The organism is Lentzea sp. NPDC004789 (genome assembly GCF_053601075.1).
Genome location: NZ_JBSGBE010000031.1, coordinates 13,504 through 25,234 on the forward strand (window position 1 = coordinate 13,504; position 11,731 = coordinate 25,234).

Annotated in this window: 10 protein-coding genes and 1 pseudogene; 5 read left to right on the forward strand and 6 right to left on the reverse strand. The window is 69.0% G+C overall.

The features are described from left to right. The first annotated feature begins 182 nt into the window (after nt 1–182). Both ACWEIJ_RS42080 and ACWEIJ_RS42085 read left to right on the forward strand, forming a co-directional pair. On the forward strand, nt 183–986 hold the full coding sequence (locus tag ACWEIJ_RS42080; protein ID WP_449842895.1) for an SDR family oxidoreductase: 804 nt from the start codon (nt 183–185) through the stop codon (nt 984–986). A 76-nt stretch (nt 987–1,062) separates the two neighbouring features. Next, nucleotides 1,063–1,953 carry a helix-turn-helix transcriptional regulator gene (locus tag ACWEIJ_RS42085; protein WP_449842896.1) on the forward strand — a complete coding sequence of 297 codons (891 nt, stop codon included), beginning with the start codon at nt 1,063–1,065 and terminating at the stop codon, nt 1,951–1,953. 1,046 nt (nt 1,954–2,999) lie between these two features. On the opposite strand, the gene ACWEIJ_RS42090 is transcribed toward ACWEIJ_RS42085, so the two are convergent. The 4 genes from ACWEIJ_RS42090 to ACWEIJ_RS42105 all read right to left on the reverse strand — a co-directional run bounded on the left by ACWEIJ_RS42090 (nt 3,000) and on the right by ACWEIJ_RS42105 (nt 6,192). Beyond that, the gene (locus ACWEIJ_RS42090) at nt 3,000–3,272 is read right to left on the reverse strand and encodes a GlsB/YeaQ/YmgE family stress response membrane protein (RefSeq protein ID WP_355441834.1); all 273 of its coding nucleotides are present in this window, start codon (nt 3,270–3,272) and stop codon (nt 3,000–3,002) included. Between the two features lie 64 nt (nt 3,273–3,336). Next, the gene (locus tag ACWEIJ_RS42095; RefSeq protein ID WP_449842897.1) at nt 3,337–3,819 is read right to left on the reverse strand and encodes a hypothetical protein; all 483 of its coding nucleotides are present in this window, start codon (nt 3,817–3,819) and stop codon (nt 3,337–3,339) included. Nucleotides 3,820–3,869: 50 nt separating this feature from the next. After that, the gene (locus ACWEIJ_RS42100) at nt 3,870–5,105 is read right to left on the reverse strand and encodes a TolB family protein (protein WP_449842898.1); all 1,236 of its coding nucleotides are present in this window, start codon (nt 5,103–5,105) and stop codon (nt 3,870–3,872) included. Nucleotides 5,106–5,145: 40 nt separating this feature from the next. Beyond that, the gene (locus ACWEIJ_RS42105; RefSeq protein WP_449842899.1) at nt 5,146–6,192 is read right to left on the reverse strand and encodes a DUF2786 domain-containing protein; all 1,047 of its coding nucleotides are present in this window, start codon (nt 6,190–6,192) and stop codon (nt 5,146–5,148) included. 61 nt (nt 6,193–6,253) lie between these two features. Between ACWEIJ_RS42105 and folP the strand changes: the two genes are divergently transcribed. Next, nucleotides 6,254–7,078: a dihydropteroate synthase gene (gene folP, locus ACWEIJ_RS42110; RefSeq protein ID WP_449842900.1), complete on the forward strand. Its 825-nt coding sequence runs from the start codon at nt 6,254–6,256 to the stop codon at nt 7,076–7,078. A 14-nt stretch (nt 7,079–7,092) separates the two neighbouring features. After that, a complete protein-coding gene (locus tag ACWEIJ_RS42115) occupies nt 7,093–8,031 on the forward strand; it encodes a hypothetical protein (RefSeq protein WP_449842901.1) in 939 nt (312 codons plus the stop codon). Nucleotides 8,032–8,320: 289 nt separating this feature from the next. Here ACWEIJ_RS42115 and ACWEIJ_RS42120 read toward each other — a convergent pair whose 3' ends face one another. Together ACWEIJ_RS42120 and ACWEIJ_RS42125 are read right to left on the reverse strand one after the other, a co-directional pair. Next, nucleotides 8,321–8,527, reverse strand: coding sequence for a cytochrome P450 (locus ACWEIJ_RS42120; RefSeq protein ID WP_449842973.1), 207 nt, complete (start codon nt 8,525–8,527; stop codon nt 8,321–8,323). A 62-nt stretch (nt 8,528–8,589) separates the two neighbouring features. After that, nucleotides 8,590–9,372, reverse strand: a pseudogene (locus tag ACWEIJ_RS42125) (cytochrome P450); the annotation flags it as partial. Nucleotides 9,373–9,456: 84 nt separating this feature from the next. Here ACWEIJ_RS42125 and ACWEIJ_RS42130 point away from each other — a divergent pair. Next, the gene (locus tag ACWEIJ_RS42130; RefSeq protein WP_449842902.1) at nt 9,457–11,730 is read left to right on the forward strand and encodes a helix-turn-helix transcriptional regulator; all 2,274 of its coding nucleotides are present in this window, start codon (nt 9,457–9,459) and stop codon (nt 11,728–11,730) included. The last annotated feature ends 1 nt before the right edge of the window (nt 11,731 follow it).

Sequence of the window (11,731 nt, forward strand, 5' to 3'; positions counted from 1 at the left end):
GGCTGTCGCGAACACACGCTTCCCGGTAACGGCTTCCGTCCGTCCACAAGCGACTGGACCACGGGACCGGCAACGGGCCGAAGGGAGGCCCTCACGGTACCTGTATCGCCAGGGTCTCCCAGACGTCCAGGACGCCTGTCAACGTCTCAGCACGTGCTTCCACGACAGAAGGGACGAAGACAATGGCGGACAACCAGTTCACCACTCACGCAGACCGTTTCGACCTGAGTGGGAAGTGCGCACTCGTCACCGGCGGCACCAGGGGCATCGGGATGATGATCGCGCGCGGCCTTCTGCAGGCTGGTGCCCGCGTCGTCGTCAGCTCACGCAAGGCGGACGCGTGCGCGGAGGCGCAGCGGCTGCTGTCCGAATTCGGCGACGTTCACGCGATCCCCGCCGACCTGTCCAGGTACGACGAGTGTCAGCGTCTCGCTGATCTCGTCGAGGCCGACTCGGAACGCCTGGACATCCTCGTCAACAACGCGGGAGCGATGTGGCGCGAGCCGCTGGAGACGTTCCCGGCCGAGGCCTGGGACGCAGTGCTCGACCTCAACCTCAAGTCGCCGTTCTGGCTGGTGCAGGCGCTGCTGCCCGCACTGCGCAGGGCGGGCACCGCCGATGATCCCGCGCGGATCATCAACATCGGCAGCATCGCCGCCATCCACGTCGCCGAGGCGCCCAACTACTCGTACGCCAGCAGCAAAGCGGCACTCCATCAACTCACCAGGGTGCTTGCCAGGGAACTGGGCCCACAGCACGTCACGGTGAACGCGGTGGCCCCTGGTGTGTTCCCGTCGCAGATGATGGCGGCCACGATCGATGCCGTCGGCGACACGATCGCGGCGAAGGCCCCTCTGCGCCGGCTCGGCCGCGACGACGACATGGCAGGTGTCGCCGTGTTCCTCGCCAGCCGGGCCGGCTCCTACCTGACGGGCACCGTCGTCCCGGTCGACGGCGGCACCGCCACGACCGCATCGGGTACCTAGGCGTCGGCGTGAGGCTTTGCCCGCGGGGTACCAGCAGTACCTCCCTTCTCCTGCGAGCAGGGCCTACCGTGAAGGGGTGGCCACGATCGACCTGCGCACTCAGATCAAGGAATTCCTGAGCTCGCGTCGCGCGCGGATCACGCCCGAGCGGGCCGGGCTGCCCGCCTACGGCGGCAACCGCCGGGTCAAAGGTCTGCGTCGCGAAGAGGTGGCTCTACTGGCAGGGGTGTCGGTCGACTACTACGTGCGCATGGAGCGCGGCAGCCTCGCCGGCGCCTCCGACGGGGTGCTCGACGCGTTGGCCTCCGCCTTGCAACTCGACGAGGCCGAGCGCGATCACCTGTTCCACCTTGCACGGCAGTCCAGGGCGCCCAGTGGTCCACGCCGCCGGCGCCCCGCCGTGACGGTGCGTCCAGCGCTTCAGCAGGTGCTCGACGCCATCACCGATGCGCCGGCGTGGATTTGCAACGGCCGTTATGACATGTTGGCCACGAATCAACTCGCCCGCGCGCTGTTTTCACCGGTGCTGGCCGACACGCGACGGCCGGCGAACACCGCGCGGTTCGTGTATCTGGATCCCGGGGCGGCAAAGGCGTTCTTCGTGGACCATGACCGAATCACCTGTGACGTGGCCGCGAAGCTGCGCATGGAAGCCGGCCGCAATCCGCACGACGAGGAGCTGATCGCCCTGGTCGGTGAGTTGTCAACGCGCAGTGAACTGTTTCGGCAGCGGTGGGCTTCTCAGGACGTTCGGCTCCACCGGTCCGGCCGCAAGCGTGTGCACCATCCGGTGGTGGGCCGGCTCGACCTGGATGTCGAGTCGATGGAGCTGTCTGCCGAACCCGGCCTGCTCCTGACCGTCTACACCGCGCCTGCCGGCACGGCGGCCGCGGACGGTCTGGCCCTGTTGGCGTCGTGGGCGGCCAGCCAGGAGAAGCCGGCGACCGAGATTCAAGCACTCAGCTGATGTTCCACCCTTTCCGTCCGTCTTAGGCGGTGCTGAACGACCGGTGACCGGGCCGACCTCCCCAGCCGGCCACCCGGCGAGCTCGTCCTCGTCGTCCCAGGCAGACCGAACTGGTCCGTTCAGGACAGCAGGCTGGTGCGGTGAAGGCTGTCGTATGTCGAGTACGCCGCCTGGGATCACGCCCCCGCACGGCCGGCGGTTGACACCTCTTCGGCTCAGTCGGTCGCGATCGGACGGCACGCGGGTCAAGTGGGGCCCTGGCCGTCCAGAGCCTCGCGTCGATGGCGGGTGGAGGTGTGGTGCGGTCCGCGTCTGTGGAGCGGCGGAGGGACGCTCGGGTTCGCGTTGCGCAGCCTGAACTGCGGCCGGTCGTGGGCGTCGCGGGTCAGCCGCGCAGAGGGTACTGGGGCGCGCGGATGGCGCTCGTGCGGCAGCGGCCGGCAACGGTCGCGGTGGCGTTGCACGCCGGGCATGCCTGGACCCGCGTGCGGCCGCGGCCTGGTGTGAGTGCGCGGCCGGGCGCCTGGAGGTTGTGTGGCTGGGTGGGTTGGTTCGCGGGCGGTGCGCGGTTGCGCGTTGAGGCTGTGCGTGGCTGGGTGGGTTGGTTCGCGAGCGGTGGGGGTTGTGTGCTGCCTGGAGCGAGTCGCGGCCGGGCGCCTGGAGGTTGTGTGGGTTGGTTCGCGGGCGGTGGGGGGGTTGTGTGCTGCCTGGTGTGTGCGCGGTTGCGCGTTGAGGCTGTGCGTAGCTGGGTGGGCTGGTCCGCACGTGGCGTGTGGTGCGACTGGTTGTGTGCGCGGGTCCGGGCGCTTTGCGCTGGGTGGGTTGGTGCGCGTGCGGGCGCTGGTTGCGTGAGGTGCGGCCCGAGGCGGTGAGGTGTGGGTGGGGCGGGCCGAAGCGGTGAGGTGTGGGTGGGGCGGGCCGGGGACCCGTTGGGCGCGGTGCGGTCCGGGCGCTTGGAGCGGCGGAGGGCAGGGCGGCTCGGGTCCGCGGGGCGCGCGGGCCGGTGGTGAGTGGGTGGGCGGCGGTTGGCCGCCCTTGCCCGGTGGTCAGCGGGGGAGTTTGGGCCTGGAGCGGTTGGCCAGGATGGTCACGCCTGTGGCTGCCAGGCCTACCTGGAGGGCCAGTTCGATCCAGTCGATGCCCGGCGTGTCGGCTACGCCCAGGACGGTGGCCGCCGCGGTGCCCAGGAGGGCCGCGACTATGCCCACCAGGATGGTGGCCAGTAGCGAGACGTGCTGCCTGCCCGGGACCACGAGGCGGCCCAGGCCGCCGATGATGGCTCCGAAGAGCAGCGCGGTGAACAAGCCGCCGATTTCCACTGTTTACCCCCTGAGACTCTGGTGCTTGCTGCTCCAGCGTCCGCCGGGCCGAGGGTCCGGCGAATCAGGTCTTTCCCTGAGTCGTCCCTGACATCGACCCCAGGAGGGTGGCGGCGGCCTGGGACAGTTCGCGGCCGGGGACGTCCGGGTCGCAGCCGACTCGGGGCAGGCGGGCTCGGATGGCGGTGGGGGAGCGTTGCATGTCGTCGGCGATGGACCTGATCAACGTGGGGGCCTGGGCGTCGGCCGGGGTGAGCCAGGCGGTGCGGAGGGCGGCGTCGAGCTCGTCGGACCAGGGTTGGTTGGCGTTGGCGTAGCGGGACGTGCGGGCTCGCAGACGCGTGTGGGCGCCCAGGACTCGGGACAGGAGCTTGCCGACCGCGGCGCCGCCCTCGACCGGTAGCCGAAGGCGGCCGTCCGCGATCACCTCGCCCGAGTCGAGCGATCCCAGCAGGTCCAGCACCAGGGACTCCGTGGAGTCCGTCGTCGCGCTCAGCCGGTAGTTGACCTCGCCGAGCTTGATCTCGTTGTGGAAGGTGGATGTCATGGGGTCGACGTTAGGGAGGGGGTCTGACGGTTTTTCGCCGGGGAAGGCCTTCAGATGCGGTTGTGAAGGAGGAGTTCACTCGAAGGGGTGGGGGTCAGGTTCGTCGCCTTCGAGGAGAACACCACGGAGCGGCCGTCCGCGCTGATCGTCGGCGCCAGCGAGAAGTTGTTGCCCTGCCTGCCGAAGCGCTCGCTCAACCGCGTCACCGAACCGGTGCGCATGTCCTTCAGGAACACGTCGTCCACGTTGTTGGTGTCACCGCGCACCAGGTTCGACGCCAGCGACGAGAACACGACGAAGCGGCCGTCCGCGCTCACCGACGGCTGGTACGGCTGCGCGTCCGACACCGTCCCATCAGGACGTGTGTTCACCCGTGTGATCGCGCCGGAGCGCCTGTCCTTCATGAAGATGTCCGGCGTGTCCTCGGTGTCACCGGGCACCAACGTGTCTCCCCACGCCACGAACAACACGCGTGAACCATCGGGTGTGATGGCGGGCATCAGCGTGTAGGAGGAACTTTGTGCGCCTGAAGCGGACACGTTGACCCGTTCCACCGCACCGGAAACGACGTCCTTGACGAACATGTCCACGCTGCCGTTCGTGTCACCCGGCACCAGGTTCGTCGCGGCGGAGGGAAAGACGACGAACCGGCCGTCCGCGCTCATCGCCAGACCGTGGTGCACGAGCTTGTCTCCCTGCGCACCCGTGGCCGACGTGCTGATCCGCGTCACGGCACCGGACACCCGGTCCCTCAGGAACACGTCCGCCACACCGTTCGTGTCGCCCTCCACCAACGTCGACGCCTCGGACCGGAACGCCACATAACGCCCGTCGGCACTGATGACCGGCGAACCGAACGCAGGGCCGTTGCCGCCGCTGACGCGCTCAACGCGTCCAGTGCGCATGTCGGTCACGAACACGTCGTCGACGCCGTTGGTGTCACCTGCGACCAGATTGGTTGCCGACGACACGAAGGCGACGAACCGTCCGTCAGCGCTCAACGCGGGCGGGTCGAACGAAGGCCCGTCACCACCACGCGACGCCGACCGCACCACGCCCGTGCGCAGGTCCTTCACGAAGATGTCGGAGACCCCGTTGAGGTCTCCGTGCACGAGGTTCGACGCGAGAGAGGGAAACGCGACGAAGCGCCCATCAGCGCTGATGACCGGCGTCGTGGAGTCGCCGTTGCCGCGCGTCAGAGGTCTGAGCAGCGAGAACGACGCGGAAGCGGTCGAGGAGAAGGTCACCGCGAGTACCGCGGCAACAGCGAGGGACTTCCCGAACAAGGACGTGCACCACCCTAGGTCGCGGGGCGGCGGGGCCAGCCTATCCCGAAGTCACGGTCTTCCGGCCGGTCCCGATGTCCGCGACGTCCGCGGCCGCCCGGCCCGCACCCCACCCGGCCGCCGACCGCACCGTCACGCGTGAGGTCTTCGTCCGGGTGAACATCTCGTCGAACAAGGTGTCCACGGCCTTCTTCCGATCCGCCAGCACCGGCAGCAGCCGCTCGTCCGGCACGCCCGGCTCCTCGGGCGGGTCGGCCAGCCGTTCGCCGATCCGCGTCGCGTAGGCCACCAGGAACGCCTTGCGGAACGGCCGCGACCGCGCCTCGCTGCCCTTCGTCGCCCGCCCGCCGGCCGCGACCATCGCCCGCGTCGCCTGCACCAGCAGCGACGTCGACAGCAGCTCGACGCTCTCCAGGTCCACCTCGTCCCCCACCAGGGCGACGAACCCGAACCCGTCGTAGGCCACGGCACGGGACCGGAACGCCCTGGACACCACGTGCACGAGCTGCGACTTCTCCTTGAAGTAGCTCTTGTCCAGCCACATCCGCCGCGACGTCGCGAGGGCCGGCAGGTCCGCGTCCAGCACGGCCCGTTCCAGCGCGTGCCGGTTCATCAGCTCCTGCGCCTTGGCCGACAACGCCTCGGCCTCCTCGGCGAACGACGTCGACTCGGCCTTCGCGAGCAGCCCGCGCACCCGGTTGAGCACCTTCGGGTCCACACCCGCGCGCACGGCCGACATCAACGCGTCGCCCGGCAACGGCAGGATGCGCGGCAACACGGGCAACAGCTGGAGGAACGTCAACAGCCGTGCAGCCGTACGAGACGCGTAAGACTCCGTCTCGATGTGGCGCGTCGCCCACGCCTCCAGCAACGGGCCGTCCCACCACACCGAGGCGCCGATCTCGTCCAGCTGGCGCTGCCAGCGCGGATGCACGGTCGACGAGGCATGCGGCGAACAGGACAAAGCGATCACGTCCACCACGAGAGAAGTGGCCGACTCGTCGAGTGAACGCGACACGATCTCGCGAACGTCGTACGGCAGCCAGCCGCGCTGCCACGCCGTGTCGATCGCCTTTACCAGTTCCACCCGGGCAGTATGAGACGTCCGCCATGTGCCAAGGTCTTCGGCCACCTGGTAGACACGGGGTGTGATCGAGCTCCACTTCCGCGGCCGGTCGGTCGTCCGCGACCGCGCGCTGGTGATGGCGATCATCAACCGCACCCCGGACTCGTTCTACGACAAGGGCGCCACCTACGCCGAGGACGTCGCGATGGAGGCCGTCCACCGCGTCGTCGACGAGGGTGCGGACATCGTCGACATCGGCGGCGTGAAGGCGGGCCCCGGCGACCTCGTCGACTCCGACGAGGAGGTGCGCCGCGTCGTGCCGTTCATCGCCCGTGTGCGCGAGGCCTACCCCGACCTCGTCATCAGCAGCGACACGTGGCGCGCGGACGTCGGCAGGCTCGCCTGCGAGGCCGGCGCCGACCTGCTCAACGACACGTGGGCGGGTGCGGACCCCCAGCTGGCCGAGGTCGCCGCGGAGTACGGCGCCGGTTACGTCTGTTCGCACACGGGTGGTGTCAAACCCCGTACGCGTCCGCATAGGGTGAGCTATCCGAATCTCATCGACGACGTCATCGCGGAGACCACCGCGCACGCCGAGAGGGTGGTCGCGCTCGGTGTGCCGCGCAAGAGCGTGCTGATCGACCCCACACACGACTTCGGCAAGAACACATGGCACAGCCTCGCGCTGGTGCGGCACACGGACGAGCTGGTGGCGACCGGGTGGCCGGTGCTGATGGCGTTGTCCAACAAGGACTTCGTCGGGGAGACCCTCGGCGTAGAACTGCACGAACGCGTCGAGGGAACCCTCGTCGCGACGGCGATCGCGGCGGTGGCGGGCGCCGCGGTGTTCCGCGCGCACGAAGTGGCGCGCACCAGACGAGTACTCGAGTCCGTCGCTCGACTGTGAGCTGGAGGTATGAGGTGGACGACGTCTTCGCCCGGTTTTCGGAGGACCGGTGGGACGACTTCCTCGACGAACTCGACAAGATCCGCGTGAGCGTGGTCGATCCCGCGGAACGGCAGCAGATGAAGGTCAACGCACGGCGCGACGCGCGCGAGGCGGCCTCTCAGCCGTTGCTGGTGCGGATGGCCATCGCGGACCACTACCTGAACCTGCTCGCCATCGGCGTGTGGGCGGGTGACGAGAGTTGGCGGGCGGATCTGCGCGACCTGGTGACCGCTCTCGTGCCCGAGGACGACGAGTCACACGATGACGCCCTGTTGAGCTCCGTCATCGCCGTGGTGCTCGCCCAGCTGTTGCAGGACGCACGCCTGCGCGGTGGTTCCGAGGCCGATGTCATCGCACGGTCGGCGTGGGACAAGGCGCAGGAGTGGGCGGCCTACGCGGAGGACCGCTACGTGGAACGCCTCCTGCACGCCTCCACCGAGGCCGGTGCGCGCGTCGTGACGGCCTCCGAGGTGCAGGAGGTCGTCGAGCTCGCCACGGCCGCGGCGGACGACCAGCACGCCGAGACGCTCGCCGCGCTGGAGGCGGAAGGTCTCACCGCGGAGGTCATGAACGGCGTGTGGGTGGTGGACGGGGACTTCCGGAACCCGGTGCGGGCGGCCGCGCGCGCGATCACCCTCACGGGCTACGGCTGCGTCCTCGCGCGCAACGCGCGCCAATCCGCCGTGATGCTGTGGCACGAGAACACGCTCGCGATGGCGGACTCGAAGGTGCCGCGCTGGCGCGTCTACCCGATCCTCGCGCCCGTTACGCCGCAATCCAAGTTTTCCGGCGGTGAAGGCCTGCCGTTCACCCGCGACACCCATCCGCTGGCACCCGCGCCGGAAGTCGTGCGCCGGTTGGCGGACGCCGTTGGTGTCAACCTGTCTCATCTGCTGGCGGCATTGCGGTGAAAGGGTGATCTTTGACTTTCCGCAACCTCCACTCGTTATCTTGGTGGCATGCCCAGATTTGCCGAGTTCGATGTGGAAGGCCTGCGGAAATCCAGCGCCGTCGCGGACTTTCCCTGGTCAGAGACGTGGGTCACGTTGATCCGCGTCGATGCCAAGGGAGTTGTCCGGCAAGCCAAGTCGTTGACCGAGAAAGCTTCTCTGCTGACCGTCGCGTCAGAAAAGGACCTCGTCATCGCCTCCTGCCCGGAGATTTACGCCGTCGACGACCTGTCGGCGGCCAGGGCAGCGGTCAGGGCTTCGGTCGCACGCGAAATGACGCCAAGCCTCGGATGAATGACTCCCGCCACTCGGGCTCAGCGGCGAGCGCGAGTTCCGGGAAACGCCGGAGGAGCGTTCCGAACGCGATCTCGGCCTCGACGCGAGCCAGCCGCGCCCCCGGGCAGTAGTGGATCCCGTGCCCGAACGCGACGTGCGGGTGTCGGCCCAGCTGCAGCACGTCGGGTCCGGATACCGGGACGGATCCCGGTTCGCCGCCCCCAGCGAGACGGTGACCGCCGAGGACCGCGGGATCGTGACGCCTCCGATCTCCACGTCGGACGTCGCGACGCGCGCGACACCGAGTGCGAGCGGACCGTCGAAGCGCAGGAGCTCTTCGACGACCTCCGGAACCATGATCGGGTCGTCGAGCAACGTCTGCTTCACGGCGGGATCGCGCAGCAGCGCGAGCAACCCGTTGCCGATCAGGTGCACCGTGGTCTCGTGGCCCGCGGTGATGAGCAGCACGAGGTTGCTCACGAGGTTCGGTTCGTCGCGGAGTTCGGTGATGACGTCGTCACCGGGTTCCTTGGTGTCCACGAGACGTTGCACGTAGTCGGCGAACCTGCCGTAGGCCTGCGTCATCGTCTCCAGGGAGAGCAGCTCGGCGGTGATCGCGCGGACCTCGTCCCTGTCGTTCTCGGGCACACCGAGCAGTTCGCAGATGACCGTGATCGGCAGCGGGTACGCGAACGTCTCGATGACGTCGACTTCTTCTTCGGTCTCCCACGCGTCCAGCAGCTCGTTGGTGATCTGCTCGATGCGCGGCCGTAGCGCCTCCACGCGCCGTGTGGAGAAAGCGCGCGCGATGGGCTTGCGCTGCTGCGTGTGCTCCGGTGGGTCGGTGTGGTTCAGCATTCCGCCGGGGATGATGGCGCTGCTGAGTCCGGGGTGGTCGAGCGCCTGCACGACGTCGTCGTACCGGCTGATCACCCACGCCTGCCGGCCGTCCGGGGTGTCGATCAGCGCGGGGCCCTGCTCGCGCCACTGGTGGAAGTACGGGGCGGGGTCTGCGAAGAAGCTCATGCCCTCAGCGTGGCGTTTGCGCTGTTCGGGGGCCTGAGTGAGCGATCACCCATCTTCGTGCCGGGCATCACCTAGCCTGACCGGATGGGGTGGCCGTTCGTGGGCAGGAGTGCCGAGCTCGCCGAGGTCCGGCGGGCGGTGCGCGGTGCCGGGCTGATCGTCGTCGGACCGGCCGGCGTGGGCAAGACGCGGCTGCTGGACGAGGTGGCGTGCGACGTCCGGTTGCGTGCGACGTCCGCGATGTCGGACATCCCGCTCGGCGTGATGGCCCCTTTCCTGCCTGAGGTGGAACCTTCGCCGTTGGCCATGTTGCACGCCGCACGGTTTGCGTTGCGCGGACGCGTTGTCGTGGTCGATGACGTGCATGTGCTCGATGACGCGTCGGCGGGCCTGTTGCACATGCTCGTGCAGCACCGTGAGGCCGTGGTGGTGGCGACGCTGCGTTCGGGTGAACGTGCGCCGGAACCCGTGGTGGCGCTCTGGAAGGACGAGCTGCTGCCGCGCATCGAACTCGAACCACTCGGTCCCGCCGAAGTCACCGAGGTGCTGGAAACCGTGCTGGGCGGCGTGGTGGACAGCGGTGCCGCCGACCGGTTGTGGACGGCTTCCGCCGGGAACATGTTGCTGCTGCGCGAGATGCACCTCGCGGCGCGGTGGGTGGCGCACGACGGCGTCTGGTCGTTGGACGGGGCGTTGCCCCTGTCGCCACGGCTGGTCGAGCTGATCGAGGCGCACCTCGCCGCCGTGCCGGACGAGGAACGCCGGGTGCTGGAGCTGCTCGCGTTGGGCGAACCCCTGGACCTGGCCGCGTCCGAGGCGTTGGACGGCCTCGTCACGGTGTCCGACGACGGCCTGAGGCTCGCGCATCCGTTGTACGGCGAGGTGTTGCGCGCGCAGTGCCCTCCTCTGCGCAAGCGCAACCATCAGCGCTATTTGGCTGAGGTGCTCGACGACCCGCTGCGTGTGGCAGTCCTGCGGCTCGACAGCGATACGGCAGACGATCCCGCGCTGCTGTTGAAGGCCGCGCATTTGGCGTGTGCGACAGGTGGCATTGTTCTGGCAGAACGGCTCGCACGCGCGGCTTGGTCGGTCGGTGGTGGTGTGGACGCCGCGCTGCTGTTGGCGCAAGTGCTGGTGTTCACCGATCGTCCGGAGGAGGCGGAAGAAGTCTTCGCGATGGTCGCCACCGACGACGACCCGGTGGAACTGCGTGCCATCCGTGCGACGAACATCGACTGGGGACTTGGCCGCAGCGAGGAAGCGGCGGCCATGGTCGACATGGAGCTGGCACAGGCCGTCCTGCTCTACGACGCGGGGAAGTACGACGAGGCGCGTGCCCTGCTCGTCGGTGACGAGCCGGAGGTGGCCGCGGTCCGCGCGATGATCGACGTGGTGCAGGGCAGGTACGTGCCGCCGTTCCCGGTCATCCGGGCACGTCCGGACCTACCGCTGGCCGCGGAGATGACCTTGCTCGCGGAGGTCTTCGTCCACGCGCTGCACGGTGATCTGCGCAAGGCGGAAAGCCTTGCCGCAGAAGCGCACCGGAACAGGGCCGAGTGGCCCACCATGCGGACGACCTGGGCCGTCGCGAGGGCGAGCCTGGCCACGTCGGCAGGTCGGCTCGAGCACGCCGGCCGGCTGCTGCGCGAAGCACGCCCCGCTCGTCCGTTCGCGCAGCTGTGCGTGCGCGCGTACGTGGAAGCGTTGCTGGGCAACGACGCTCGTTCGCTGCTCGACGAGGCGGAGCGGCTGGCGCCGGAGGGGCAACGGCCGCAGCGCTACGGGCTGTGGCTCGCGCGGATCTGGGCCGGCGGTGTGTCACCGTTCGAGGCAGTGGCGGACGTTCGCGCGCACGGAGAGCTCGCCGCCGAGGCGTTGTTGCTGCACGAGGCGGTGCGGCTGGGGCATGCCGATCGTGCGCTCGAACGGCTGCGTGAGCTTGCCGCGACGACGACGGGGTTGCTCGTTCCGGTGTATGCCGCGCACGCAGATGCGTTGGTGCGCAATGATTCCGACGCACTGATGGAGGTCGCCGCACGGTTCGAAGAGGCCGGGACGATGCTGCTCGCGGCGGAAGCTGCTGCCGCGTCTGGCAACCGGGCGTTGTTCGGACGGTTGGTGAGCATGTGCGAGGGCGCGCGCACGCCCGCGTTGGCGTTGATGTCGGCACCGGCACTGACCCGTCGTGAGCGGGAGATCGCCGTGCTGGCCGCACGCGGGTTGACGAACAAGGAGATCGCGTCAACGTTGGTGATCTCCGTGCGCACCGTCGACAACCACCTGTCGAACGCCTACGCGAAGCTCGGCATCACGGCCCGCGGCGAGCTCGCGTTAGCCCTAATGGATGACAGCGGATAAC